General features: G+C 68.2%; 22 protein-coding genes. 8 read left to right on the forward strand and 14 right to left on the reverse strand.

Features of this window, described 5'->3' with window-relative positions; translation table 11 throughout:
* Nucleotides 1–8: 8 nt before the first annotated feature.
* Nucleotides 9–485 carry a hypothetical protein gene (locus MKK69_RS20110; protein ID WP_243970760.1) on the reverse strand — a complete coding sequence of 159 codons (477 nt, stop codon included), beginning with the start codon at nt 483–485 and terminating at the stop codon, nt 9–11.
* Nucleotides 486–704: 219 nt separating this feature from the next.
* Here MKK69_RS20110 and MKK69_RS20115 point away from each other — a divergent pair, with 219 nt between their 5' ends.
* On the forward strand, nt 705–1,835 hold the full coding sequence (locus MKK69_RS20115; protein WP_243970762.1) for an NADH:flavin oxidoreductase/NADH oxidase: 1,131 nt from the start codon (nt 705–707) through the stop codon (nt 1,833–1,835).
* A gap of 9 nt (nt 1,836–1,844) precedes the next feature.
* Here the strand turns inward: MKK69_RS20115 and MKK69_RS20120 are convergent, their stop codons facing one another.
* A complete protein-coding gene (locus tag MKK69_RS20120; RefSeq protein ID WP_409564851.1) occupies nt 1,845–2,582 on the reverse strand; it encodes a phosphodiester glycosidase family protein in 738 nt (245 codons plus the stop codon).
* A gap of 201 nt (nt 2,583–2,783) precedes the next feature.
* On the opposite strand from MKK69_RS20120, the gene MKK69_RS20125 reads away from it, so the two are divergent.
* From MKK69_RS20125 to MKK69_RS20135, 3 genes are all read left to right on the forward strand, one after another.
* On the forward strand, nt 2,784–3,287 hold the full coding sequence (locus MKK69_RS20125; RefSeq protein ID WP_243970871.1) for a hypothetical protein: 504 nt from the start codon (nt 2,784–2,786) through the stop codon (nt 3,285–3,287).
* Between the two features lie 130 nt (nt 3,288–3,417).
* Nucleotides 3,418–4,722 carry an MFS transporter gene (locus MKK69_RS20130; protein ID WP_409564848.1) on the forward strand — a complete coding sequence of 435 codons (1,305 nt, stop codon included), beginning with the start codon at nt 3,418–3,420 and terminating at the stop codon, nt 4,720–4,722.
* A 2-nt stretch (nt 4,723–4,724) separates the two neighbouring features.
* The gene (locus MKK69_RS20135) at nt 4,725–5,594 is read left to right on the forward strand and encodes an amidohydrolase family protein (RefSeq protein WP_243970766.1); all 870 of its coding nucleotides are present in this window, start codon (nt 4,725–4,727) and stop codon (nt 5,592–5,594) included.
* A gap of 7 nt (nt 5,595–5,601) precedes the next feature.
* Here MKK69_RS20135 and MKK69_RS20140 read toward each other — a convergent pair whose 3' ends face one another.
* The 3 genes from MKK69_RS20140 to MKK69_RS20150 form a co-directional block, all read right to left on the reverse strand.
* Nucleotides 5,602–5,802 (reverse strand): hypothetical protein, encoded by a 201-nt coding sequence (locus MKK69_RS20140; RefSeq protein WP_243970768.1) that lies wholly within the window; start codon nt 5,800–5,802, stop codon nt 5,602–5,604.
* 69 nt (nt 5,803–5,871) lie between these two features.
* Nucleotides 5,872–7,191: an MFS transporter gene (locus MKK69_RS20145; RefSeq protein ID WP_243970769.1), complete on the reverse strand. Its 1,320-nt coding sequence runs from the start codon at nt 7,189–7,191 to the stop codon at nt 5,872–5,874.
* Between the two features lie 316 nt (nt 7,192–7,507).
* Complete coding sequence (locus MKK69_RS20150; protein WP_243970771.1) at nt 7,508–8,068, reverse strand: cupin domain-containing protein; 561 nt, start codon at nt 8,066–8,068, stop codon at nt 7,508–7,510.
* 167 nt (nt 8,069–8,235) lie between these two features.
* On the opposite strand from MKK69_RS20150, the gene MKK69_RS20155 reads away from it, so the two are divergent.
* Both MKK69_RS20155 and MKK69_RS20160 read left to right on the forward strand, forming a co-directional pair.
* Entirely contained in the window at nt 8,236–9,570 is a 1,335-nt protein-coding gene (locus MKK69_RS20155; RefSeq protein WP_243970773.1) for an aspartate aminotransferase family protein, read from the forward strand.
* Nucleotides 9,571–9,811: 241 nt separating this feature from the next.
* Nucleotides 9,812–10,873: an SDR family oxidoreductase gene (locus MKK69_RS20160; protein ID WP_243970775.1), complete on the forward strand. Its 1,062-nt coding sequence runs from the start codon at nt 9,812–9,814 to the stop codon at nt 10,871–10,873.
* Nucleotides 10,874–11,161: 288 nt separating this feature from the next.
* Here the strand turns inward: MKK69_RS20160 and MKK69_RS20165 are convergent, their stop codons facing one another.
* The gene (locus MKK69_RS20165) at nt 11,162–13,228 is read right to left on the reverse strand and encodes a rhamnan synthesis F family protein (RefSeq protein ID WP_243970777.1); all 2,067 of its coding nucleotides are present in this window, start codon (nt 13,226–13,228) and stop codon (nt 11,162–11,164) included.
* Nucleotides 13,229–13,603: 375 nt separating this feature from the next.
* Nucleotides 13,604–14,389 (reverse strand): ABC transporter permease, encoded by a 786-nt coding sequence (locus MKK69_RS20170; RefSeq protein ID WP_243970779.1) that lies wholly within the window; start codon nt 14,387–14,389, stop codon nt 13,604–13,606.
* A gap of 1,335 nt (nt 14,390–15,724) precedes the next feature.
* Between MKK69_RS20170 and MKK69_RS20175 the strand changes: the two genes are divergently transcribed.
* Nucleotides 15,725–15,916: a hypothetical protein gene (locus MKK69_RS20175; RefSeq protein WP_243970781.1), complete on the forward strand. Its 192-nt coding sequence runs from the start codon at nt 15,725–15,727 to the stop codon at nt 15,914–15,916.
* 1,151 nt (nt 15,917–17,067) lie between these two features.
* On the opposite strand, the gene MKK69_RS20180 is transcribed toward MKK69_RS20175, so the two are convergent.
* On the reverse strand, nt 17,068–17,910 hold the full coding sequence (locus MKK69_RS20180) for a class I SAM-dependent methyltransferase (protein WP_243970783.1): 843 nt from the start codon (nt 17,908–17,910) through the stop codon (nt 17,068–17,070).
* Between the two features lie 375 nt (nt 17,911–18,285).
* On the opposite strand from MKK69_RS20180, the gene MKK69_RS20185 reads away from it, so the two are divergent.
* Nucleotides 18,286–19,314, forward strand: coding sequence for a hypothetical protein (locus tag MKK69_RS20185; RefSeq protein ID WP_243970785.1), 1,029 nt, complete (start codon nt 18,286–18,288; stop codon nt 19,312–19,314).
* A gap of 7 nt (nt 19,315–19,321) precedes the next feature.
* Here MKK69_RS20185 and pseI read toward each other — a convergent pair whose 3' ends face one another.
* The 6 genes from pseI to pseB all read right to left on the reverse strand — a co-directional run bounded on the left by pseI (nt 19,322) and on the right by pseB (nt 25,017).
* Nucleotides 19,322–20,392: a pseudaminic acid synthase gene (pseI, locus tag MKK69_RS20190; protein WP_243970787.1), complete on the reverse strand. Its 1,071-nt coding sequence runs from the start codon at nt 20,390–20,392 to the stop codon at nt 19,322–19,324.
* Nucleotides 20,389–20,949, reverse strand: coding sequence for a UDP-glucuronic acid dehydrogenase (locus tag MKK69_RS20195; RefSeq protein WP_243970788.1), 561 nt, complete (start codon nt 20,947–20,949; stop codon nt 20,389–20,391). Before MKK69_RS20195 ends, pseI begins: the two co-directional genes overlap by 4 nt.
* A 149-nt stretch (nt 20,950–21,098) precedes the next feature.
* Nucleotides 21,099–22,115 carry a UDP-2,4-diacetamido-2,4,6-trideoxy-beta-L-altropyranose hydrolase gene (gene pseG / locus MKK69_RS20200; RefSeq protein WP_279598516.1) on the reverse strand — a complete coding sequence of 339 codons (1,017 nt, stop codon included), beginning with the start codon at nt 22,113–22,115 and terminating at the stop codon, nt 21,099–21,101.
* A gap of 12 nt (nt 22,116–22,127) precedes the next feature.
* Nucleotides 22,128–22,829: a pseudaminic acid cytidylyltransferase gene (gene pseF / locus MKK69_RS20205; RefSeq protein ID WP_243970792.1), complete on the reverse strand. Its 702-nt coding sequence runs from the start codon at nt 22,827–22,829 to the stop codon at nt 22,128–22,130.
* On the reverse strand, nt 22,826–24,004 hold the full coding sequence (pseC, locus tag MKK69_RS20210) for a UDP-4-amino-4,6-dideoxy-N-acetyl-beta-L-altrosamine transaminase (protein WP_243970793.1): 1,179 nt from the start codon (nt 24,002–24,004) through the stop codon (nt 22,826–22,828). Before pseC ends, pseF begins: the two co-directional genes overlap by 4 nt.
* Nucleotides 24,001–25,017, reverse strand: coding sequence for a UDP-N-acetylglucosamine 4,6-dehydratase (inverting) (gene pseB, locus MKK69_RS20215; RefSeq protein WP_279598517.1), 1,017 nt, complete (start codon nt 25,015–25,017; stop codon nt 24,001–24,003). The genes pseC and pseB overlap by 4 nt, the downstream gene beginning before the upstream one ends.
* Nucleotides 25,018–25,395 lie beyond the last annotated feature (378 nt).

The raw sequence follows: 25,395 nt of genomic DNA on the forward strand, positions 1-25,395 counted from the left end.
GACGCCCCTCAATCGGCGTCGGCATCGTCGTCCGGCGCGAGGCCGGGCTCGGCCTCCGGCATACCCCGGGACAGGACCGGCGCGTCGGCGCCGGGCCGCATCGTGGCGGCGAGGGCGGTCGGCGCGCGCTGCGGGCCGGGCTCGGACGGGATCAGGGTCGCGGTGGCCGCGACGAAGCCGGCCATCGCGCGCAGATCGTCGGTCTGGCGCGGATCGCGGGCGATCAGCGCGGCCTCGCGCTTGAGGCGGAGGTTGCAGGCCAGCGAGGGCATCCCGCCCTCCGGCGTGCAGGCGTCGTGGCGGGCGCAGGCGGCGTCGAGGGCGTCGATCGGCGGCAGCGGGGCGTTGTTGCCCGGACCGCAGTAATTGCCGTGGATCAGGATCTTGGGTCCGCCGAAGGCGGCCGGCTGGGCTTGGGACGGCGCCGCCAGGACGGCGCAGCCGGCGGCCAGGAAAAACGGGGCGGCGTGTTTCGTGAGCATCATCGGAACCTCGGGCGATCTCACCCCCTCAGGCGGTTCGCGTCGTGGTGACAACGTTAAAAACCGGTGGCCGCGCCGGCAGGTTCCCGGCACGCCGTCCCGATGACAGGCTCTTGAACGCCCCACGGCTGCGCGACGGCGCCGTCATGGCTGCCCTGCCGGAGCGCACTGGCCGGCGGGTCCGTCCTGCGCCAGATTGACACCACGCTTCCGGAGCCGACCATGACCGCCGCGACGACCGCCCGCCTGTTCGAGCCGCTGACGCTGGATGCGCTCACGCTCGAGAACCGCATCCTGATCGCGCCGATGTGCCAGTATTCGGCCCGGGACGGTGAGGCCACCGACTGGCACATGATGCATCTCGGCCATCTCGCCGCCTCGGGGGCGGGCCTGCTGACGCTGGAGGCCACCGCGATCTCCCCCGAGGCGCGGATCACCGCCTGGGATCTCGGCCTGTACTCGGACGGATGCGAGCGAGCGCTCGCCCGGGTGCTCGACGCTGTGCGCGAATACGCCCCGATCCCGATCTGCATCCAGATCGCCCATGCCGGCCGCAAGGCGTCGAGCGACGCCCCCTGGGCCGGCGGGCAGCAGATCCCGCCGGAGCACCCCTACGGCTGGCGCACCGAGGCGCCCTCGCCGGTGGCGCACGGGGAGGGCGAGGTCCCGCCCCACGCCCTCGACGGCGCCGACCTCAAGCGTATCCGCGACCAGTTCGTGGCCACGGCCAAGCGCGCCGTGCGCCTCGGCATCGAAGCGGTGGAGCTGCACGGGGCCCACGGCTACCTGCTGCACCAGTTCCTGTCGCCGCTCGCCAACAAGCGCACCGACCAGTACGGCGGCAGCCTCGAGAACCGCATGCGTTTCCCCCTGGAGGTCTACGCCGCCGTGCGCGACGTCGTCCCGGCGGGCAGCCCCGTGTGGCTGCGCGTCTCGGCCACGGACTGGGTGGAGGACGGCTGGAACCTCGACGAGACCGTGGCGCTGGCCCAGGCCCTGAAGCGGGCCGGCTCGCCCGCGATCCACGTCTCCACCGGCGGCGTCTCGCCCAAGCAGGCGATCACCCTCGGGCCGGGCTACCAGGTGCCCTATGCCGAGCGGATCAAGGCCGAGACCGGTCTCATCACCATCGCGGTGGGGCTCATCACCGAAGCTCAGCAGGCGGAGGCGATCTTGCAGGAGGGCCGGGCGGACGCGATCTCGCTGGCCCGCGCCATGCTCTACGACCCGCGCTGGCCCTGGCACGCCGCCGCCGAACTCGGCGCCCGGGTGCGGGCGCCGAAGCAGTACTGGCGCTCGCAGCCGCGGGAGTACAAGGACCTGTTCACGGATACGGCCTTCGGGCAACGCTGAGCGTTCGTCTCAGCGGGCCACCGCCCCCACCAGCGGCCCCAGCGGCCGGCTGATGTCGGTGCGGCCGAGATTGGGCGCGTAGAGGCTCGACACCGAGCCGTCCAGGAACAGGGCGTTGCGGCAGCCGAGATCGTCCCGGAACAGCCGCGCGAAGGCCCCGAAGGTCACCGGCCGCTCGGAGATGGCGAAGATCGCCACGTGCCCGTCCTCAGCCATGCCGACGCCGTTGCGGATCTTCTGGCTCGGCCCGTCGACGGAGATCTTCGGGTGGATCTGGCCGTCGATCACCAGCATCGGGCCGGATTGCGTGGCGTAGTCCGGCCGGATCTTCGCCCGGAGATAATGGGCGGTGTCGAGCACCCCGGCCCGCTCGCCCTTCACCCAGAAGACGCCGTTGGGCTTGAGGTGGAAGTTGCCCGGACCGTCGGCGGTCGAGACGTGCTTCATCTCGTGCCCGCCCTCGACGTAGAGGCCCACCGGCGCCTGGTCCTTGTCGTACATGCCGGCATTCATCGCGAAGCTGAGGGGCTTGCCCTGCGCCGCGGCCAGCGTCCCGAGGGCCCCGTAGGGCCGCCCGTCCGCCTGCAGCCAGAACAGCTGCAGGCGCTGCCGCCGCAGATCGATCGTGCAGACCGTGAAGCTCTCGCCCTGGGCCTCCATCGCCCGGCAGGGCTCCGGGGCCGCCACGGCCCGGCCGGGTACGGCCAGGGCGAGGAGCATGATCAACAGGGCGTGAGCGGGGCGCATCGTCATCACTCGGTCCGTGCCGGCTTTTCAGGGGCTTGAGGGCGCTGGGGGCGCCTGTCACCCCGGAAAGCGGCGATTTTCGAGTCCGGAGCCGTGCCGGGGCTTGCCGGCCAGCGTCGGCAGGTCGCGGGCGCCGCCTGAACTGTTTCACGCCTTCCACGTTTCTTGCCCCAGAGGGCGGTTTTCGACGGAGATGACGTGATGAAGGGTGCAGTGCTCGGCTCGGCCCTGCTGGCAGCGGGTGCCTTGGCTCTCGCGCCGGCCAGCGCGGATGCCCGCGGCTTCGGCGGCGGCGGCTTCCATGGCGGCGGTTTCGGCGGCGGGTTCCACGGCGGCGGCTTCGGCGGCTTCCGGGGCGGCGGCTTCGGTGGCGGCTTCCGCGGCGCCGGCTTCCGCGGCGGATACGGCCGCGGCTTCTACGGCCGCGGCTACGGCTATCGCGGCGGCTATGGCTACGGCCTCGGCGGCCTGGGTCTCGGCGTCGGGCTCGGACTAGCGGCCGGCGGCCTCTACGGCGGCTACGGCTACCCGGGCTACGGCTACGGTGGCTATGGCGGCTATGGTTACGGCGGCGGCTACGCCCCGGTGGGCTACGGCTACGGCGGCGATTACGGCTACGGCGGCGGCGGCGGCTGCTACACGGTCCCGCGGGTGCGCTGGACCCCCTACGGCTACCGCCGGGTCCTGGTCGAGCGCTGCTACTGAGCCGCGTTTCGACAGCGAAAAGACTGGAAAGGCCGCCTTCGGGCGGCCTTTTCTTTGCTTGATCCCCCCGCGGCGTTGGACAGCTCCGTCCCGGACGCCGATACACGTATCGGGCGGCGGGAGAGGGCGGATGAGCATGGCAACCGGGCAGGGGCATTCGGGCGTGGACGCGGTCGAGATCCGCGACGCCAGCCTCATGGCCTTCTACCGCTCCATGACGCCGCCGGAGCGGCACACCTTCTGGGCGTGCGCCGCCGGGTGGTGCCTCGACGGCATGGACTTCATGATCTACCCGCTGGTGATCGGGACGATCATGGCCCTGTGGCACGTCGATTCCGGCACGGCCGGCCTCGCCGCCACGGTGACGCTGCTGGCATCGGCGCTGGGGGGCTGGCTCGCGGGCTTCGTGGCCGACCGGATCGGCCGGGTGCTGACCCTGCAGATCACGATCCTGTGGTTCTCGGTCTTCTCCCTGCTCTGCGCCTTCGTACAGAATTTCGACCAGTTGCTCATCGCCCGGGCGATCCTGGGGCTGGGCTTCGGCGGCGAGTGGGCAGCTGGGGCCGTCCTGATCGGTGAGACGATCCGGGCCGAGTATCGCGGCCGCGCCGTCGGCTCCGTCCAGTCCGGCTGGGCGATCGGCTGGGGCCTCGCGGTCCTGTCGCAGGCTGTGCTGTTCTCGCTGCTGCCGCCCGAGACCGCGTGGCGCTGGATGTTCGGGGTCGGCGCACTGCCGGCGCTGCTGGTGTTCTACCTGCGCCGCTACGTCGAGGAGCCGCAGGTCGCCGCCGAGACTCGCGCCCGGGCGGCCGCCTCCGGCGACCGGCCGCAGATCTGGGAGATTTTTTCGGGGCCGATCCTCAAGACCACCCTGCTCGCCTCGCTCGCGGCGGCGGGCTGCCAGGGCGGCTACTACGCGATCACCACCTGGGTGCCGCGCTTCCTCACCACCGAGCGCCACCTCTCGATCGTCTCCTCCACCGGCTACCTCTCGGCGCTGATCGTCGGCTCGTTCACCGGCTACCTCGTCGGCGCGTGGCTCGCCGACCGCCTCGGGCGACGGCCGCTGTTCCTGATCTTCTCCGTCGGCGCCATCGCGGTGGTCGTCGCCTATACGCAGATCCCGCTCTCCAACGGCATGCTCTGGGTGCTGGGCTTCCCGCTGGGATTCTTCGCCTCGGGCTATTTCTCCGGGATGGGCGCTTTCCTGACCGAACTCTACCCGACCCGCCTGCGCGGCTCGGGGCAGGGGTTCTGCTACAATTTCGGCCGGGGCGTCGGCGCCTTGTTCCCGGCGCTGGTCGGCTACCTGTCGGAGCGCGCCGGCCTCGCCTCGGCCATCGCGATCTTCGCGGCCATCGCCTACGGGGTGTTCTTCCTGGCGGCCTTCGCCCTGCCCGAGACCCGCGGCAAGGTCCTGCACGCGGATTCCTGACCATGCCCGAGATCCGAGACTGCCCCGCCCCGGACCCGCATCCCCGCGGCCCGACCCGCTACGCCGTGCCACCCGGTGCGGTCGACACCCACGCCCACGTGATCGGCCTGCCGCCGGCCTACCCGCTGGTGCCGGACCGCAGCTACACGCCTCCGGCGGCCCCCGCGGACCGGTATCTCGCGATGCTCGACGGGACCAGCATGGAAAACGGCGTGCTGGTCCAGGTCAGCGTCCACGGCACCGACAACCGGCTGATGGTCGAGACCCTGCGCGCCAACCAGGCGCGCCTGCGCGGCATCGCGGTGATCCCGCTCGGGCTGCCCGATACGGAACTCGCCGCCCTGAAGGAGGCCGGGGTGGTCGGCCTGCGCCTCAACGTGCTGTTCGGCGGCGGGGTCGGGCTCGACGCGGTGGAGTCCTACGGGGCGCTGGCCCGGGAGATGGGCTGGCACCTCCAGTTCCTGCTCGACGCACGGCACCTGCCGCCGATCGCCGACCGCCTGTCACGCTTGGCCGTGCCGCTGGTCTTCGACCATATGGGCCACATGCCGGCCTCGGCCGGATTGGACCATCCGGGCTTCCAGGCGCTGCTCGGTCTCGTCGCCGACGGCCATTGGGTGAAGCTGTCGGGCGCCTTCCGGGATTCCGTGACCGGGCCGCCCTACGCCGACACGATCCCCTTCGCCCGCGCCCTCAACGAAGCGGCCCCCGAGCGCTGCCTCTGGGGCTCGGATTGGCCGCACGTGGCCGCCTGGGACGGGCCGCCCCGGACCGCGGCGCTCCTCGACCTGATGGCCGATTGGGTGCCGGACGACGAGCGCCGCCGGATGGTCTTCGTCGACAATCCGCGGCGGCTCTACGGCTTCGGGTAGGGCGCGCTCAGACCCGCAGGTCGACGCTCTGGCCCTGTCCGGCGGGCGCCGGCAGGCCGGCGCTGGCTGCGCTCTGGGCGCTGTCCGCCACGAGCCCCGCGACCGCCTTGTCCGATGCGACCTGCTGCCGGGCGACGGCGATGCCGATCTGCTGGTTCTGGGACGACGCCAGCATCTGGACGGCGGCGGTGGCGGAAACGGGATCCATGACGCCGATCCTACATCGCGGACCTGAATCCGACGTTAGCCGGATCCGGGGCCTTTGAGCGATCGGCGCTCATCCGTCGAGGAAGCCCCGCTGCCGAGCTCGGTAGCCGCCGATCAGCGTCACGCAGACGAAGGACACGCCAGCCAGCACCGTGCCGAACGCCGCGATCGGCCACCAATGGCCCTGGAAGCGCTCGGCCAGGACCGTGCCGACGATCGGCGTCAGACCGCCGGCGAGCGCGCCGCAGAACTGGTAGGCGATCGAGATCGCCGTGTAGCGGATCCGGGTCGGGAAGGCCCCCGCGAGGTAGCCGGCGATCACCGCGTAGAAGGTCGCGCTGCCGATCACGTTGAGGGCGAGGCCGAGGACGATCAGCGGCACCGACTTGGTCTCGACCAGCCAGAACAGGGGATAGGGCGCCAGCATCGCCCAGATCAGTGTCCCCTGCAGGAACAGGCGCTCGTTGCGGATCGCCTCCGCGATCCGGGCGCCGACCGGGGTCATGATCAGTTGCACGACGGCGGCGATCAGCAGGGCGTCGAGGATCGTCCCCCGGGCGATGCCGAGATACTGCGTGGTGAAGGCAATCATGAAGGTGTTGAACAGGTAGACGGAGGCGATCGCGAAGGTGTTGGCGCCCGCCGCGAGCAGCACCGGCTTAAGGCAGGTGGTCAGCACCTCGCGCACGGGGGCCGGCGGCGGACCGCCCGCGGCCCGGGCCTTTTCGAAGGCCGGCGATTCCGCGACGCCGAGGCGGATCGCGAGCCCCACGGCGAGCAGGAGGATGCTGATGAGGAACGGCACCCGCCAGCCCCACGCCAGAAAGCCCTCCTTGTCGAGGAGTCCGGCGAGGCGGAAGGCCAGGAGCGACAGGATCTGCCCGGCGGGGCTGCCGAGCTGCGCGAAGGAGGCATAGAAGGTGTTGCGCCCGGCCGGCGCGTGCTCGGCGGCCATCAGCACCGCCCCGCCCCACTCGCCGCCGACCGCCAGCCCCTGGATCAGCCGCAGGACGACCAGCAGCACCGGCGCCCACAGGCCGACGGCGGCGTAGGTCGGCAGCAGCCCGATCCCCGAGGTGGCGATCCCCATCATCACCAGGGTCGCCACGAGGGCGCGCTTGCGCCCGAACCGGTCGCCGAGCGTGCCGAAGATCAGGCCGCCGAGCGGCCGGGCCAGGAAGCCCACCGCGAAGGTGCCGAAGGCCGAGAGCGTGGCGATGTAGGGCGATTCCGCCGTGAAAAAGAGCGGCCCGAACACCAGGGCCGCGGCGGTGCCGTAGATGAAGAAGTCGTACCACTCGATCGTGGTGCCCACGAAGGCCGCCAGCGCCGCCCGGGCGGACTGACTCTTTCCGGGCTCCGCGACCGGTGCTGCGGTGGTGACGGCCATCGATCCTCGCGTGGCATTATGAATTCAAGCGGAAGTCCTCATGCCCAGCCGGGCAGCCCACCGCAACGCCTGCACGCGACAGGGCGGGTGTTTCAACCGGACGTGGAGCCGCCTGTCGCGGTCTTCCAAGGTTGCATCTCCACGACGAGCCGGCACCTCCATCCAATCCCCTCATCCTGAGGTGCCCGCGTCAGCGGGCCTCGAAGGAGGGCTCCAGGGATCGCGCGGCTGGCTGGAGGGCTCCTTCGAGGCCTCCGCTGCGCGCCGGCACCTCAGGATGAGGGGATTGGATGGGAGTCCTGGCGCCTGCCATTTTTCAAAAACTCGGCGGCGTGCAGGCGCTCACCACCTCGCAGGGGTTGGGCCCAACGCAGCGGAAGCGGTGCGGGCGGCGGCTGTCGAAGCTGTAGGCGTCGCCGGGGCCGAGGATCCGGCGCTCCGCGTCCACCGTCACCTCCAGGCGGCCGGAGAGGACGATGCCGCCCTCCTCGCCCTCGTGGGAGAGGGGCACCCGGCCGGTATCGGCGCCGGGCTCGTAGCGCTCCTTGAGGATCTGGAGCTTGCGCCCGAACAGGCTGTCGCCGACCTGGGCGTAGGAGATCGCCCCCTTGGCGGCGCGCCGGCCGATCTCGGTGAGCTCCTCGGCCGCGAAGAACACCTTGCGCTCGGGCTCCGGCTCCAGGGCGAAGAACGCGGCCATGCCGATCGGCACCCCGTCGAGGATCCGCTTGAGGGCGCCCACCGAGGGGTTCACCCGGTTGGCCTCGATCAGCGAGATGGCGGAATTCGTCACCCCGGCCCGCTTGGCGAGCGTCCGCTGCGACAGGCCGTGGCGCGCACGCACGAAGCGCAGCCGGGCGCCGACATCGATGCTCATCCGGCGTGGCCCCGTTTCAGGTGTTGCGGATCCCGCAACAGTGCCGCCGTCGGCCCCGTTCCTGCAAGGGGTTGCCGGCGGCCAGAAAAGGACTTGTTGCCGGATCGGCGAAGGTGTCCCCTGGCCCGGTCGCCCGATCCGCGCCGTCCGCCCCGGAGAGCCGCCCCATGACCGATCATCCGCTCCGCAACACGCCCGCGATGGACGCCTTCTGGATGCCGTTCACCGCCAACCGCCAGTTCAAGGCGGCGCCGCGCCTGCTCGTCTCCGCCGAAGGCATGCACTACACCGCCGACGACGGCCGCACGATCCTGGACGGAACCGCGGGCCTCTGGTGCGTGAATGCCGGCCACGGGCGCCGGGGGATCGCGGCGGCCGTGGAGCATCAGCTCTCCACCCTCGACTTCGCCCCGACCTTCCAGATGGGCCACCCCATCGCCTTCGAATTCGCCGAGCGCCTGGCCGAGATCGCCCCCGGCGGCCCCGCCAAGCGCCTCGACCGGGTGTTCTTCACCAATTCCGGCTCGGAATCGGTCGACACGGCCCTCAAGATCGCGCTGGCCTACCAGCGGGCGATCGGGCAGGGGACCCGCACCCGGCTGATCGGCCGCGAGCGCGGCTATCACGGCGTCGGCTTCGGCGGGCTGTCGGTCGGCGGCATCGTGTCGAACCGGCGGGTGTTCCCGCAGCTCAACGGCACCGACCACCTGCGCCACACCCACGACCCGGCCCGCAACGCCTTCGTGAAGGGCCAGCCCGAGCACGGGGCGGAACTCGCCGAGGATCTGGAGCGGCTGGTGGCGCTCCACGGGGCGGAGACCATCGCGGCCTGCATCGTCGAGCCGGTGGCCGGCTCCACGGGCGTGCTGGTCCCGCCGAAGGGCTACCTCGAGCGCCTGCGCGCGCTCTGCACCCAGCACGGCATCCTGCTGATCTTCGACGAGGTGATCTCCGGCTTCGGCCGCCTCGGCGCGCCCTTCGCCACGGATTATTTCGGGGTCGTCCCGGACCTCGTGACCAGCGCCAAGGGCCTGACCAACGGCACGGTGCCGATGGGCGCGGTCTTCGCGAGCCGGGCGGTGCACGACGGGCTGATGAACGGCCCGGACGGGATCGAGCTGTTCCACGGCTACACCTATTCCGGCCACCCGATCGCCTGCGCGGCCGGCATCGCGACCCTCGACATCTACCGGGACGAGGGGCTGCTGACCCGCGTCGCCGACATTGCCGACGACTGGGCCTCGGCGATGCACGACCTGCGCGGACGCAAGGGGGTGATCGACATCCGCACTATCGGGCTGATCGCCGGCATCGAGTTGGCGCCGCGCCCCGACGCACCGGGCAAGCGCGCCTACGACGTGTTCGTGGACTGCTTCGAGCGCGGCCTGCTCACCCGGGTCACCGGCGACATCGTTGCGCTGTCGCCGCCGCTGATCATCGAGCGCGGGCAGATCGGCGAGATCGTGGACGTGCTGGGCGCGGCGATCGACCGGGCCGCCTGAGCGGTCTCCGTCCGGGTTTCCAAAGGGCGTGCCCTTTGGTGGGTTGTCAGGGCAAAGCCCTGACCGTCTCGGGCGCAGCCCGACACCAGGGCTCCGCCCTGGACCCGCGAAAGGTCTCGCCTTTTCGAGACCAGGACGCGATCCCACCGCATGGGTGTCCGCCCTGCACGGTGGGGTTGTCGCGACACCGCCCATGCCCATCTGCCCCGGACCCGGATTTGGACCGGGCACGAGGCTTTGCATGTCGAACACCGCCCTGATCGTCGGCGCCAGCGGGATCGTCGGCAGCGCCACCGCAGCGCTGCTCACTGAGGAGGGCTGGCGGGTGGCCGGCCTTGCCCGTCATCCGGTGGACCAGGCGGGCGTCGAGCCGGTGGCGGGCGATCTGCAGGATCCGGCCTCCCTGGAGCGGGCGCTCGCCGAGGTCGCACCGACCCACGTGTTCCTCGCCACCTGGCAGCGGCGTCCCACCGAGGCGGAGATGATCCGCGTCAACCGCGCCATGGTCAAGAACCTGCTCGACGCGCTCCGCCCGAAGAAGAGCGTCCGCCACGTCACCCTGGTGACTGGGCTCAAGCACTATCTCGGGCCGTTCGAGGCCTATGGCAAAGGCAGCCTGCCGCAGACCCCGTTCCGCGAGGACCAGGGCCGGCTCGACATCGAGAATTTCTATTACGCGCAAGAAGATGCGGTGTTTGCCGCCGCCGCGCGCGACGGCTTCACCTGGAGCGTGCACCGCCCGCACACGATCATCGGCAAGGCGGTGGGCAACGCCATGAACATGGGCACGACGCTCGCCTGCTACGCCACCCTGTGCCGGGAGCTGGGGCGACCCTTCGTCTTCCCGGGCTCGGCCGCGCAGTGGAACGGGCTGACCGACATGACCGACGCGCGGCAGCTCGCCCGCCACCTGCTCTGGGCCTCCACCGAACCGCGGGCCGCCAACGAGGCCTTCAACGTGGTCGACGGCGATGTCTTCCGGTGGAGCTGGATGTGGGGCCGGATCGCCGCGTGGTTCGGGATCGAGGCGGTGCCGTTCGACGGCACGCACCGCCCCCTCGAACCCCGGATGGCGCAGGACGGGCCGGCCTGGGCCGAGATCGCCCAGCGCCACGGCCTCGCCGAGCCGAACCTCGAAAAACTGGCCTCCCCCTGGCACACGGATGCCGATCTCGGCCGGCCGATCGAGGTCGTCACCGACATGAGCAAGAGCCGCCGCCTCGGCTTCACGGCGTATCAGCCGACCGACGACGCGTTCTACGATCTGTTCGGGCAGCTTCGGGCGGACAGGCTGATTCCGTAAGCTACATCCATCCCGGCGGCCGCGGGGGAAGTTTCCGCGCCTATGCCGCCGGGGGCCTCGCCGTCGTCCTTTGGGACACGCTCCGCGGTCACGATGGTGGCCGCGGGGGACCGCTCGCCCGGTCCCCCGCGGCTCCTGTTCGCAGCGGTGTCGGTGCTTCCGATCGTATTCGTTCTCAGAGCGACCTGCCGCGAAGCCCGGTCGATTGAAGCGCTGGCGGTCTACGGCTCCGGCGTCAGCGCGTCCTTCCTCCCCCAAGGGCCCGGCATCGCCCGGAGGGCGTTTCCGTCAGAGCACGTTCGGATCCGAAACGTCCCCCTCCGGCGACGGCTCCAGAAGGTCGATGAGCTGCGCCAGGGCCCGCGATGCATCGTGACGCCACATGGCGTAGGCCACCCCGAGGTGGTCGCCGTGATGCTCGAGGCCGAGTGCGCACCAGGACGCGTCTGCGGCCACCTGCAGTTCCATGATGCGCAGCCCGTCCCCGGCCGGCCAGACCTGTTCCAGACGGTCGCGCAGGGGCTGCCCGTCCGCCGCCCCGGCGCCGGCCGGCGCCTCCGGCCCGCAGGCTCGCCCCGCCTCCGGGCGCCAGAGGACCACGATGCCCCCCCGGGCCTGGGCGAGGGCCCGGCGGGCCGCGCGCAGCGGCGGCAGGGGCGCCACGTGCGTCAGGATGGTCGCGCCCGCGAGCCGCCCGAGGACGTGATGCGTGTCGTCGATCGCGGCATTGTCGACGATCACGACCTCGCCCGACGCGCGGCGGCGTTCCGCGAGGACGCGGATCAGGTGCAGGAACCGCGCCGGGCGGCCGTCGAGGACGGCGAGGACCGAGACGAGCGGGGCCGCGCCCGGCGTCAGGTCGATCGTCGCCCCAGCCGCCAGGAACGCGTGCATCTCGGCGCGGATGCGGCGCTCTGCGTCGTCCCCGGCCCCCGCCCGGGCGAGTTGCGCCAGCGTCGCGTCCGCCGGGGCCGTGTCGTAGCCGCGCATGGCCATCTCGGCGCGCCAATCCGTGGTCTCGACGTCCGGGACGAGGGCCCGCGCCGTCCCGACCTTGAGATAGGGGAAGCCGGCCCGCAGGAGCCTGCGCCAGTTGTGCAGCGTCGCATCGAGCCAGTCGGGCGTCGGGAACAGGACCTCCGCGCGTAACCCGCGCGCCGTCGCATGGCGTGCCAGTTGCGTTTCGTACTCGTTCACGACGTCGTTCTTGTGGGTGTACGCCACCACGCCGGCGAAGAACGCCCGCCCCGCCGCGGATCCGAGGAAGCGCTGTTTCAGGGCGAGGAAGTAGCTCTGGACGTGCCAGCCGCGGTCGGCGTTGTCGGTCAGGCCGACGAGGTCGGCCGCGCTCGTCCGGATCCGGGCGACCACCCGCTCCAGCGCCTCCGGGCTCGTGGGGCCGAAGACGCTGTCGTTGACGAGGTACAGGATCTCCGCGCCGAAGAGTTCGGGATGCCGGCGCAGCACGTGGGCCCAGGCGGCGAAATCGAAACCCGCATTCGTCCGCCGGAAGACGTGGTCGGCCCGGTCGAGGGCCGGGCCCGTGACCGGCGCGTCACCGTCATCGCAGACCACGATCAGGGCACAGGCGATCCCGCATCGCTGCAGACCCGTGACATGGTGGACGACATGCGGCTTGATCGCGCCGTCGCTCGTGTGCGTCACGAACAGGGCGACCTCGGCGGCGAATGCGCCGCCCCTCAGACGATCGAGCCGCGCCGCCGTGACCGGCTCCGACGCGAGGACCGCGTGCGGGTTGGGGCGGCGGCGGTCGACGAGGCCTTCCGTGAGGAAGTGCTCCAGGGGGTCGAGCCCGCGCCGGGCGACATCGGGATTGCGGGCGCGGTACCAGTCCGGATCGAAGATGCCGTGCCATACCGCCCGATCCTCTTCGGCCGCATTGGCCGCCCGGCCCTCCAGGAGGCCGATCCGTCGGAAATGCTCCAGGGGGTCGTCCCGGTAGGGACCGAGATCCGCGTTCCGCGCCCGGTACCAGGTCGGATCGAAGCGGGTGTTCCAGACCTCCCGCGGCTCGCGATCGGCGTTGGGAAAGCGGCCCTCGGCCCGACCGTAGAGGAGGTAGTGCCGGACCGGATCGGCGCCCGTGGCGGCCACGTCCGGATAGCGCGCGCGGTACCAGGCGGGGTCGACGCTCTCTCCGAGAGCCCTCATCTCGGCCTCGGGATTGGGATACCGCCCCTCCGCCTGTCCGTGGGTGGCGTAGTGCGCGCCGGGATCGACCTGCGCCGACGCGACGTCCGGGTAACGCAGGGTGTACCAGTCCCGATCGAACGCACCGTGCAGATCCGCGGCGGGACCTGAGCGTGAGTCAGCGGCGCGGGCATCCTCGGTCAACGATCTGGTTCCTGTGCCTGACTACGGATCGGTGTCCGGCCGGGCCGGATCGTCTCGCTCCAGCCCCGCGCCGGCATGGGTCGGCGCCGGTATGGCGGAGGAGACGGGGCGCGGCGCGGGCTCGGCCGCAGACCGGTTCCTTAGCCATGACCCTACGCCGGGCTCTTCGGCAAATCGACACCGCCGCACCGTCGAGACACGGTCGGCCATTCCGGCTCGGATCAATCCCCCGCGTTGATCCTCCGGGATGCGGACAGCCACACCATCCCGGCAGCGCCCTGGCTCGCGGTGTCCTTTCAGCGCGAGAGCCGCAACCAAACGCGGGCTCATCGGGCCCTACGGGCGACTCACGGCATAGCAAAGAATGATTTCGCGTCAGCTCTGCTTCGCCACGACGTGTTTGAGCAGCAGCAATCCCACCGTCATGCATGTGAGGGAGAACATATACACGTAGAGATAATCGACTTGCAGATTAAACGCGGGATAGTAAGCCGATCTGACCCATTCCACGACCTGAACGGCGGGATTGAATTTCATCCAATAGTAGACCCGATCCGGCATGAAACAGGCCATGAACATCACGCCGCTGGACACGTACATGATGATGCTGAACAACGCGTAGCCGATGATCCATCCGGGGAAGAAGCCGACAATCGCGACGTTGATCGTTCCGATGCCGATGCCGAGCAGGATGGCCGCGCTATACCCGCCCACGGCTGTGAATGGATCGATGGGAAGCGGATTATCGCCGATCGCCACCAGGATGAGGGATACGACGACCAGCCCGAGGAAGCCGGTCACGATTTCCACCAGCACCCGGGCAAAGACGATGTCGAACAACTTGACCTGTGGATAGTAGGTCAGCGGCCTGTTCATAATGACCGCCTTCATGACCTCTCTTGATATGTACTGGAATATCAAGACCGGCACGGCGCCGCTGGCGAAAAACACCGCGAAGCTGCCGTCGACCGGGACGGGGAGATGCTGAAAGCTGTAGATCAGAATCAGCATGAACACGTGGACGCATGGCCACAGCACGACCACGCCGTATCCCCACAGTGATCCACCGAAGCGCGTCCGCATATCGCGCAGCATCAGCGCGTACAGCACATGCAAATACGACTCTACTGCGCTGCGCGGCAGGCGCTCGGTGCTGGACATCGATCAGGACCCACCTTCCACACAATGGCCATCGCGCCGAACTTCGGCCAAAATACGACCTCTCCCGAACGGTAAAGTCGGCTGCTGCGGGCCTTCCCGCCCTTTGTGGGCCGGATCAGTCTCCTCAAGACCGGCGCGCGAGCTTGGCGGATCGTACGGCGGAATGGCGCCTTCCGACGCTTGGCCGAGGCGAGCCGCCCTCGGACACGACCCTTGAAGATCAAGCAGCACCGCGCCTGGCAATCTCCGATCGAGTCCCCCCCATGAATGCGCATACAGGGTACGCCACGGGTATTTGACGATCGTACGGACCGAAATCCCCGGCAAACAATCACACTTGGACGGTAATCGCGTGGGCCGCCGTTTGGCAGCCGCGAGCCTCGCCCCTTGCTTGGGGGAACAATACAGATGACATATGTCGCTGATCGAGCCTCATCGCAGGGCAGCGATCATCCACTGTAGGGACGTTGTACCTTGGCCGCCACGGACTGCACTTCGTCCCAGTCGCGGATCAGAGTGACTGCTTCCACGCGCATCCGTGCGGCGATTTACCCGAAATAATTCCAAAATTCTTACTTCAGATTACGATCGCATTTATCGAACTTTGCGATCAGTATTCCCAGTATTAGCTCAGTCGCAGCGAGTTTCGGAGCCACTTTATAATCTGGAAGAAGACCGATTGTCGGTCCCTCATCCATGCCAAGCTCTACTCGCATGCGAAAAATAGCACCGAGAAAACCGCCAAGTTACGAAACATCGCAGATAATCGGTAGCAGATCAAAGCCGGCAACTTCGGCCAGGGCCGCCCCCAAGAGCGGCAAGCCCGGAGATCCGCGGGGCGAACGCGCGCCGCTCGGGCATCGCGCGCCAGGCAAACATGGCCCCTCCGTTCCGATCGCGCCGTAACGGCCTGTAAGCAGGTGGCTAAGTCGTTATGCCGTCTGTCGATCTGTACCGGCGACTCGTGGCCCAGCCCGATCGCGCATGGCCGGCCGACCTTCGAAGCCGATTATTTCCAGCACGCTCGGATGGCGACCCGGGTGTCGCCGTCGCCCGAGCAGGCCGGACTGTCGTCTACGGTGCGCTTCGCTGTCCCCGCCGCCCTCGGCTGCGTGAGGCGAGGACAGGTCTCGCAGCCCGACCGCCGCGCCGACCGAGCTTGAATCCGCCGGGGCCGACCGGCGCGCCATTATCACAGACAGCCTCGAAGACGGCCGCCCCGGCGACCCGCAAACCGAGCACCAGATCCGCGTCTTCAATCTGGAGGATCCGGCGGTCTTCCAAGGACTGACGATCGATTATTTCGAGGGCCCTTCTCGAAAGATCGGCGTCAAGGTGACGTACGAGCAGTTCTGCGCGCCTCCTACGGCGGTGCTGCTCAACGACCTGATCTTCCACGACTACTTCATGATCCGTGATCCGCGCGGCATGGCCGCCTACAAGCGCCTCAGCAACGTCCTGAAAGCCATCAAAAAGGCATTCCTGATCATCGTCGATGATTACGTCAATTATTTCAGGGCCCGATAGCAGTTTTTTTGGGCTCAATCCGAAATTCATGCGTGATCCCAGCGCGGAACTGCTCGCCTGCCGTTTCCAACGCTACACCTGGGATCAGCATCTTCATCCCATTCGCGTCATTTCGCTTCAGGAAGCTGCCGCGAAATCGAGGGATCCTTGGAGCAGCTGTCGTCGTATCTCGGCGCCCCGGCCTTCCGCGTCGCGTTCCAAAACATGAAGGGACGAAAATCCGCCGCATGAGAGTACGTTTTCGGCGCCTACGATCCGGGATGCGATCTCTACGTAGACGAGGAGGTCGGCTTCGATGAGGCCGGGGTTTAGCGCTCGCTCGGTGGATACATAGGGGCGGACGTGAAGACACTGACCCGCGCGAACGACGCCAAATACTTACGCTACACGATCAAAATATTTCGTTTTGTGTCGATCTTATTAGCAACCGAAAAATAATACCTTGATCGATTGTAACGACCGTTTCTTGACCTAGGGCGCAAATTCAAGCCTGTTATGCCTCCGCAATGAAATCGAGAAAACAGGAATCTCCTACGTGGAAATCAAGACCTGGGAGACGGAGGGTGCGCCATTTGTCGAATATTTTGATTGTTTTGTCGAAAACGGCAGATGGACACCCTCATAAATTCAGGGCGAAATATCGATCTACCACTTATATTTTTCTGAATATACTGAAATTCTGAATACGCTATAGGATGATGCATGCTAGTGCTACAAACACTTTGAAACAAATTTAATGTTACAGACCACGATGGACAATCTGTTGAGGGACGCTACGCCTGAGGCGGTTTTGAACATGTACGATAAATTCACACACGCGGCCCTCAATTAACTGATCGCAACTGGCAACCAACCGTCCGAATTTTCGCCGCGCCTCTCCAGTCCACAGGCCGGCAGAGGGTTCGGACGTCGGTACAGATGCACGCGTTCAAGCCCGGCATCGCGCGCGGACTGGCTCTGCGCGGGCCGAGTCGCTCAAACGGCCAGAGGCATGCTCAGCAGACCTGAATGGTGCTGGCCGCCGATCAGACTGAGCAACACCGCCATGCGGCCTAATGGTCCACTGGTAAGCAGACGGCCACTACGTCGCGTCGACAGTTCGCCATAACACTGAACCCGACACAGACGCCGCCTCGTCGAGGGCATCAGTATCAACCAGCTTTTTTGATACTGAAAATCAAGCCCGTCGTATAATTTGATCCCTCGCCGGCGTCCAGATTGATCGGCTTCAACCTGTCCGGGAGCTCATGGCTGAAAAATATCCGATCGACATGCGGAGTGAAGAGCTCTAAGTAATCGTCGATCTTACTGAGCTGCTTTCCAAGCGCCCCGACCGCCGCGATGCCCGTCTCAGGTATCGTATCCTGAGAAATGCAGATCAAACCGCCAGACTTGGTGACGCGGACCATTTCGTCGCACGCCTTCTTCGGATCCGTGGAATACACCAAGACACAGCTCGCGATCACGATATCGAATGTATCGTCTTGGTAGGGCATCGCATGCATATCGCCGAGATCGATCATGGGGCTGTAGGAGATAAGATCTAGACCGCGAATATTCGGCATCCGGAAGCCGTATGCCATCAACGAGAAGAGTTCGCCCTCCGTGCGTGGCCCAATGTCCAGAACCATGGCCGTACTGATGTAATCCTGATCGTATCCCCGGCTCGCAGCCGGCATGATGGATAAGGGCCGATAGGTCTCGATAACGGACAGCGGTCTGATGATGCGAAGCCCGCGTATCCCTCTGATATCGTGCAAACCTTCGAGGTTGTGTTCGATCGTCGATAGCCCGGATTTCATGATGGTCATCCGCCGATTGTCGCCATCCCAGACCCGCAAAGCGTTTTGCCGCTCGATGAAGTACCGCTTTCTCCAGGCGACGACCAGTTCGCGAAAATAGTCAACCCGCAGAAGAGTATACCAGCGTGTCCACTCCATCTTGGCCCACATCTTGGCCGAGATGCTCATGATTAGATGGTCGATCAAACGCATATCAGCTTCCGGTATCCGTGAAGCTCGGAGACCGAGCGGAGTCTTGCAAACCTTATATAGAGCGCCGGACGATTTTGGATCCCGTGCATCGGCCTGGAAATCGAATTTCGGCTTTCGGTACATGACCGCGGCCGGATCGCGCCGGTCGGCGCCGTGCGGTGGGGCCGGACATATGTCCGTTCGCGACGGTCCGAGCGCCGTCGTTCCGCGAATCTACCCCGTTCAGAGGGCCTGTGCCACGGACGGCGAGGCCGCGCCGAACCGGGTGATCAGAAGCGGGTCTGTCGCGATGGCCCACCGTTTTGCCCCAAAGTCCGGCTTTGTATAACGCCGCCTTTATCGAAGCCCGCCGGGGCAATCATGTCAGGACACGTCATGAGCGAACGTACGAGTTGGTCCCAAAGCGCCAACGAACTCTATCCGCACATCCGTGCCGTCGCTGCTGGCATGCTCGCTCACATGCGCGGCGAACCCAATCCGCCCGAAGCCTACCAGTCCATGATCATTCTGCACGGCCAGACGCAGGGACGGTCGACGCGTCTGATCTCGACGCTTCTGTCGGCGCACCGCCCTTACGTGCAGGGCTCGATGAAGTCCGGGATCTTCGGCGATGTCCCGTCCGATCTCGCCCCGTCCATCGCCAAGGAGGTTCGCGAGACCGGCTTCGCCATGCTGCCGATGAAGCTTCCGCAACCGATGATCGACCGGCTCACGGATTTCGCCCGGACGAACGAGGCGAACTTTAAGGGCGGCGATGTGGAGGGACGCGGGCTGTTCGACGCCGCCACCCCCCGGGCACGGATCTACTCCTTCCCCGCCCGCGACTGCCTGCGCTCGCCCGACATCCAGGACGTCCTCGGAGACGAATTTCTTCTCTCGCTGGCCGGGCGCTACCTGGGCGTGACGCCGATCGTGGATCTGCTGACGATGTGGTGGAGCGCCGTCTTCGAGGAGGGGAACGCCTCCGAGGCGGCGCAGCTCTTCCACTTCGACATGGATAAGCCGCGCTGGCTCAAACTGTTCATCTATCTCACCGACGTTGACGAATCCGCCGGTCCGCATGTCTATGTCGAACGCAGCCACCGCTTGCGCAACGACAAGGTCGGCAGCCTCCTCCGTCGCGGCTACACCCGCATCCCGGACGCCGATATCGTCGATGCCTACGGCGCGGACTCGCTGCGCTCGATCGGCGGGCCGGCCGGAACGATCTTCGTCGCGGACACGATCGGCTTCCATAAGGGTCTCCCACCGACGGGCCGGGAACGGCTCGTCCTGCAGCTGTCCTACGCGACGACCCTGTTCGGCGGCGCCTCGACACCCGTCCCGATGCCCAGCCCCGTCACGCCGACGCTGGCTGCCGCCATGAAGCGCCGGCCGAAGACCTACGCGCTATTCAGGGGCTGAGGCGGCCTCACGCGTCCGGGCTGCCGCCCGACACGTCCTCCCAGGAGAGGGCATGCCCGCGCGCGAGCGCGCGGGTTGCGCGCCGGCCGAGAATGGCCAGCAGGTATTTCGGCGACAGGCCGTAGCCCGGGCGGATCGAGCGTAGCGTCTCGGCCGTGAAGGGCGCGCCCGGCGCCATGTCGCGCACCACGTAGAGCGAGCGCCGGAAGACCTGGCTCGCCCGCTCGGCCTCCGAGCGAGCGTAGCCGAGCCCGCCGAGCGAGAGCCAGGCGTCGCGGCACTCGCTGACGAGGCGGGTGAACTCGTCGGGTTCGAGGCTGAAGGTGGCATCCGGCCCGCCCGCGCTGCGGTCGAGGGTGAAGTGCTTCTCGATTACACAGGCGCCGAGCGCCACCGCGGCCACCGCGCAAGCGGTGCCCGGCGTGTGATCCGAGAGCCCCGCGATCACCCCGTAGGACGCCGCGAGGTCGGGGATCGTGCGCAGGTTAGCCTGCTCGTAGCGGGCCGGATAGCAGGACACGCAGTGGAGCAGCACGAGATCCTCGGCGCCGCCCGCCCGGGCGGCCTCCACCGCCTCGCCAATCTCAGCACGGTCGGCCATGCCGGTGGAGATGATCATCGGCTTGCCCTCGGCGGCCACGCGGGCGATCAGGGGCAGGTCGACCGCCTCGAAGGAGGCGATCTTGTAGGCCGGCATGCCGAGCCCCGACAGCAGGGCGACGGCGGTCTCGTCAAAGGGGGTCGAGAACAGGGTGACGCCGCGCTGGCGGGCGCGCTCTACCAGCGCGGCGTGCCATTCGTAGGGCGTGAACGCGGTCTGGTAGAGTTCGTAGAGCGTCTGTCCGTCCCACAGGCCACCGCGGATGCGGAAATCGGGGCCGTCGTGGTCGATGGTCAGGGTGTCTGGCGTATAGGTCTGGATCTTGATCGCGTCCGCGCCGGTTGCGGCGGCAACGTCGAGCAGCGCGAGGGCACGCTCCAGGCTGCCGTTGTGGTTGGCCGACAGTTCGCAGATGACGTAAGGGGGATGGTCGAGCCCGATTGGACGGCCGTCGATCGTGATCGCGGGGGATGTCATCGTCCTGTCTCCGTCTCGGCCGGGCGCTTGCGCAGGATGATCTCGTAGACGAATCCGTCCTTCTCGAAGAAGGCCGGGAAGCGCTCCGGATCGGCGACCTGGAGGATCGGGAACTGCGACCGCAGGGGCTGGTCGATGTCGATCCGGCTGTCCTCCGGGGTGCGCCTGCGACGGTAGCTCGCCCCCGTCTCCGGTTGCGGCACCGGAACGACGGTGCCACACCGGGCGACCGCGAAATCGAGCAGCTCCAGCTCCACGGCGAACAGCGCCGCGTTGATCTCGTCGTGCAGTTCGTGGCCGCCCAGGGTGAAGCTCCGCTTGGCCCACACCGCTCCGGTATCGACGGGCTCCACGGCCTCGAGGAGCGAGACGACGATCGTGCGGCGCCCTTCCACGATGCTCCAGATATGCGGGGACCAGCCGCGCCCTTCGGGCAGGTCGCTGGCATGCAGGACCAGGGCGTGCTCGTAGGCGGCCAGACGATCGGCCTTCACCACCTCGTGCGTCGAAACCAGGAACAGCAGGGTCCCGCCGCTTAGGTCAGCCGCGCGGGTCACGAACTCGCACGCATGCCGCGCGCGCGTTCGCTCCACCCAGGCCGCAACGTGCGGGAACACCGGATGGGCAGGATCGGAGCAAAGGACCGAGATCCGCATCGCTTTGCCTTCAGTCATGGCGTGGAACACTGCGCCGGCGCCCAAGGATCTCAAGACCATCCCATCGCGTCCGTCACATGGTCGGCGCCGCTGCCGTTGCAAATGTCGGCGGCACGGTCACTCATGCGCATCACTGTATCCGGCGACAGGCGCCGGAGAGTTTCAGCTATCCGATCGCCCCCAGCTTCCGCGTGCCAGCCGAGGTCGAGCGCGGCGCCCGCATCCGCAACGCCCTGCGCGAGCGCGACTTGGTTCGGCGCGAGGCTGACGATGAGGGCGGGACAGCCCAGCACGCAGCGTTCCCACACGCTGGTGCCTCCGGCGCCGATGGCGAGATCGGCCGCCGCAATCAGCGTCTCCATATCGGCCCGTTGGACGTGGAGCGTGGCGCCGGGCAGGGTCCGGCAGAGCGCCTCCACCGTCTCCCGGTTCCTGGTGTTCCGGCCGATCACCACGTCGACCATGAGGTCGGACCGGTCCAGAGCCTGCAGGCCGCGCAGCGCCGTCGGCGTGTAGTCAACCGGGTCGGTGCCGCCCATCGACACGAGGATCCGTCCGATGCGGCCCGTCCGGCGCCCGAGGGAGGCGGCCCGCAGAGTGCCGAACCCGGGACGGATCAGAGCGTAGCCCGGCCCGAGGAGCGCGCGGCCCGCGAAACCGCGATAGCCCTCGTGGAGCGGATTCGCCAGGTTCTGATCGAGGATCAGGTCGGTGGCGTGCGCGCGTCCGAGATCGTCGATCGCCAGGAGCGCGCGCGCGCCGGTGCGCATCCGCGCCTCCCAGGCGGCGCCCAGGTCGTAATGATCGACTACGACCCAATCGACGCGCCCGCCGGCCGTCAGGGCCAGGCACCGGTCCGCGTCTTCGACCTCGCTCGCCGCGCCGGGCAGGCGGATCGCGGAGAAGCCGCGCGCCTCGATCTCGGCGATCAGGTCGCCCTCCGCCGGCCGGGTCAGGAACAGTGCCTCGTGCCCCCTGGCGACCAGGCGATCGGCTAGGCACAAGCACCGCATCAGGTGGCCGGCGCCGATCGACCATGACGAATCTGTCCGAAAGACGATGCGCATTCTTCAGCCGCGTCAGCCGGAGGTGCGGCCGCCGGCCAGCACAGCATGCCGGATCTCCGCCTCCGCCCAATCCTCCGGCGTGTCGATGTCGACGACCCGGTGGCGCGGCAGCAGCACGAGGCGAGAGCGAGGGCCGAACAGGGGCGTCCCGTCTGCGAAGGCCGAAGCCCGGCCCCAGTAGAACTGCCCCGCGTCGTGATAGGCGGGCTCAAGGTCCTGCGAGCGCGTCATCAGCGCCTCCGGCTGGAACATCCCGACCGCGCCCGCGGCGTCGATTTGAAGCGCCCGCTGGATCGGGAAGGCGTAGTCGGTCGCCGAGAACGCAAAGGCGACCGCCGGGTCGGCCATCATCGCGAAACCCCGCCGCAGATCGTCGGGCCGGATCAGCGGCGCGGTGGCGTAGAGGCAGCAAGCGAGCTCGACGGCCTCTCCCGCCTCGGTGAGCCACGCCAGCGCGTGGGCGACAACCGCGTTCGTGCCCGAATGGTCGTCCGCCAGAGCGGCCGGACGCAGGAACGGCGTCTCGGCGCCGTATTCGCGGGCGACCGCGGCGATTTCGGGGCTGTCCGTCGAGACGATCACACGGTCGAACAGCCCGGTCTCGCGGGCCGCAGCGATCGGGTAGGCGATGATCGGCCGGCCGGCGAAGGACCGGATGTTCTTGCCCGGGATGCGCTTGCTGCCGCCGCGCGCCGGGACCACCGCGACCCTCACGCGGCCACGCTCCGGCGCTGCTCCGGCGAGAGCGGCAGGGACTCGATCACCCGGTCCTGCTCCTCCTCGGTCAGCGTCGCGTGCAGCGGCAGAGTGATGGCCCGGGCGTAGTACGCCTCTGCGTTGGGGAACTGCCCCGGCCGGAAGCCCTGCGCCCGGAACAGCGGCTGCAGGTGAACCGGCGCGTAATGCACCTGAACGCCGATGCCCGCGGCGCGCAGGTGCTCGAACGCCGCGCGCCGGCCGATCCCGGCGCGCTCCGCGTCCCAGCCGATCACGTAGAGATGCCACGCGGAGTCGATCTCGGGATCGACAGGCGGAAGGGTGAGACCCGTGCCGGCGAGCCGGCGGGTGTAGCGCGCCGCGAGTGCCGCTCGGCGGGCGACGTAGCCCTCCAGGCGCTGGAGCTGGCTCGAACCCAAAGCCGCCTGGAGATCGGTCATCCGGTAGTTCCAGCCGAGTTCCAGGGCCTGATAGGTCCAGGGACCGTCCGGCGGGCCGTCCATCTCAGCCGGGTCGCGGGTAGTGCCGTGCGAACGCAGGCGGCGCATCCGGGCGGCCAGCTTGGCATCCCCGGTCAGCGCGGCGCCGCCCTCGGTGGTGGTGATGACCTTGACCGGATGGAAGCTGAACACGGTCACGTCCGCGTAGCGCCCGCTTCCCACGGGATCGCCCCGGTAGCGGCCGCCGATCGCGTGGGCCGCGTCCTCGACCACCGCGAACCCGTATCGCCGGGCCAGCGCGTGGATAGGCTCCATGTCGCAGGAGCGGCCGGCGAAGTGCACCGGCACCACCACCTTCGGCAGGCGCCCCGCCAGCTCGGCGGCAGCCAGCGCATCGGCCAGGGCGGTCGCGCTCATGTTGCCGGTCGCGGGCTCGATATCGACGAAGTCGACCGCGGCGCCGCAATACAGCCCGGCATACGCCGAGGCCAGGAAGGTGTTGGGCGAGGTCCAGAGCCGGTCGCCCGGTCCGAGGCCGAGGGCCGCGCAGGCGACGTGCAGCGCGGAGGTCGCGCTGTTCACGGCTACCGCGTGGCCGGCCCCGGCCTGGCGGCAGAGATCGGCCTCGAACCGCTCGATGGCCGGCCCCTGGGTGAGCCAGTCCGAACGCAGCACGGCGGTCACTGCCGCCACGTCGTCGTCGGTGACGTGCTGGCGTCCGTAAGGGATCATGCCGCGATCCGCGGTCCCGAGGTCAGGGCGGCCCGATTGGCCTCGATCCAAGCCTGCAACTCCTCGACGCTCATCCATTCGTCGTTGGTGTCGGAGGCGTAACTGAACCCATCGGGCACCTTCAGGCCGTTCTTGATACGGCTCGCATGGCCCCAGGGGGCGATCGCCGGCAGGATCTTGTAGTAGCCGTCGTACGCGTAGGTGTGGGCCGCGTCCTCGGCGCTGATCATCTGCTCGTGCATCTTCTCCCCGGGGCGGATCCCGACGACGTCGATCTCCGCCTCGGGGCAGACCGCGCGGGCGATGTCGGCGAGCCGCATCGAGGGGATCTTGCGCACGTAGATTTCGCCGCCCTCGGTATCGAGGAGCGCGTGGCACGCCAGGGCCACACCCTGCTCCAGCGTGACCATGAAACGCGTCATCCCGGGATCGGTGATCGGCAGCCGGCCGGCAGCGCCCAGCGACAGGAAGTGCGGGATCACCGATCCGCGCGAGCCCATCACGTTGCCGTAGCGCACCACCGCGAAGCGCGTATCGTGCCCGCCCGCGTAGGAATTGCCGGCGATGAACAGCTTGTCGGAGACGAGCTTCGTCGCGCCGTAGAGATTGACCGGGCTGCTCGCCTTGTCGGTCGAGAGCGCCACCACGCGCTTCACGCCCTTGTCGAGGGCGGCGTCGATGACGTTCATCGCCCCGTCGATGTTGGTCTTGACCGCCTCGAACGGATTGTACTCGGCCGTGGGGACGATCTTCAGGGCAGCGGCGTGGATGACGTAGTGGATCCCGTCCATCGCGCGGGCGAGGCGGGCGCGGTCCCGCACGTCGCCCACGAAGAAGCGCACCCGGCCCTCGCCGTCGAAGCGCCGGGCCATCTCCCACTGCTTCATCTCGTCGCGCGAGAAGATGACGATCCGGCGCGGTCCGTGCTGGAGCAGCATCTGCGCGACGAAGGCATTGCCGAACGAGCCGGTGCCCCCGGTGACGAGAATATTAGCGTCCTTCAGCACAGTCATCGATCAGCCGTTCGCCTCAACCGAGCTCCAAGGATCACACCGTGGGATCGCGCCGCGGGTCGGCCGATTCAGCGAGATGCCGCGGACGCGTTCCGCATCCGACCGGGAACCAGGTCGCGCACCTCAGAAGCCGCGCTGCGCCGCTGGAGGTCTGCGGCTGTCCCGGAACCGCGAGCTACGGTCGGTGGCGCGCCGATGTCAAGGATGACGTCGCGGATCGACCACGGCCATGCGGCTGGACGACCTGTCCAGCTTGCGCTACTGCGCTTCCCGATGCAGGGCACAGGCCGGTTGGCTGAGGCTGATCGCTTCGGAGCAGGTCCCCGGGTGACGGGACGCTGTTCGATCAGTCCCGACCGGGGCGATCTCGTCGGCCTG

The sequence above is a fragment of the Methylobacterium sp. J-026 genome, assembly GCF_022829585.1.
Classification (GTDB): domain Bacteria; phylum Pseudomonadota; class Alphaproteobacteria; order Rhizobiales; family Beijerinckiaceae; genus Methylobacterium.

Coding starts and splice junctions, on each gene's coding strand:
- MKK69_RS20150 (WP_243970771.1), bottom strand. CDS start 8,068: ATGAGCATCGATGTCGGCGCCCGGCTGCGCTTCGTGCGTGCGCGCCAC.
- MKK69_RS20130 (WP_409564848.1), top strand. CDS start 3,418: ATGAGCATGGCAACCGGGCAGGGGCATTCGGGCGTGGACGCGGTCGAG.
- pseC (WP_243970793.1), bottom strand. CDS start 24,004: ATGATCCCTTACGGACGCCAGCACGTCACCGACGACGACGTGGCGGCA.
- MKK69_RS20110 (WP_243970760.1), bottom strand. CDS start 485: ATGATGCTCACGAAACACGCCGCCCCGTTTTTCCTGGCCGCCGGCTGC.
- MKK69_RS20180 (WP_243970783.1), bottom strand. CDS start 17,910: ATGCGTTTGATCGACCATCTAATCATGAGCATCTCGGCCAAGATGTGG.
- MKK69_RS20125 (WP_243970871.1), top strand. CDS start 2,784: ATGAAGGGTGCAGTGCTCGGCTCGGCCCTGCTGGCAGCGGGTGCCTTG.
- MKK69_RS20185 (WP_243970785.1), top strand. CDS start 18,286: ATGAGCGAACGTACGAGTTGGTCCCAAAGCGCCAACGAACTCTATCCG.
- MKK69_RS20120 (WP_409564851.1), bottom strand. CDS start 2,582: ATGCGCCCCGCTCACGCCCTGTTGATCATGCTCCTCGCCCTGGCCGTA.
- MKK69_RS20115 (WP_243970762.1), top strand. CDS start 705: ATGACCGCCGCGACGACCGCCCGCCTGTTCGAGCCGCTGACGCTGGAT.
- pseI (WP_243970787.1), bottom strand. CDS start 20,392: ATGACATCCCCCGCGATCACGATCGACGGCCGTCCAATCGGGCTCGAC.
- MKK69_RS20170 (WP_243970779.1), bottom strand. CDS start 14,389: ATGTCCAGCACCGAGCGCCTGCCGCGCAGCGCAGTAGAGTCGTATTTG.
- pseG (WP_279598516.1), bottom strand. CDS start 22,115: ATGCGCATCGTCTTTCGGACAGATTCGTCATGGTCGATCGGCGCCGGC.
- MKK69_RS20155 (WP_243970773.1), top strand. CDS start 8,236: ATGACCGATCATCCGCTCCGCAACACGCCCGCGATGGACGCCTTCTGG.
- pseB (WP_279598517.1), bottom strand. CDS start 25,017: ATGACTGTGCTGAAGGACGCTAATATTCTCGTCACCGGGGGCACCGGC.
- MKK69_RS20145 (WP_243970769.1), bottom strand. CDS start 7,191: ATGGCCGTCACCACCGCAGCACCGGTCGCGGAGCCCGGAAAGAGTCAG.
- MKK69_RS20140 (WP_243970768.1), bottom strand. CDS start 5,802: ATGGATCCCGTTTCCGCCACCGCCGCCGTCCAGATGCTGGCGTCGTCC.
- MKK69_RS20135 (WP_243970766.1), top strand. CDS start 4,725: ATGCCCGAGATCCGAGACTGCCCCGCCCCGGACCCGCATCCCCGCGGC.
- MKK69_RS20160 (WP_243970775.1), top strand. CDS start 9,812: ATGTCGAACACCGCCCTGATCGTCGGCGCCAGCGGGATCGTCGGCAGC.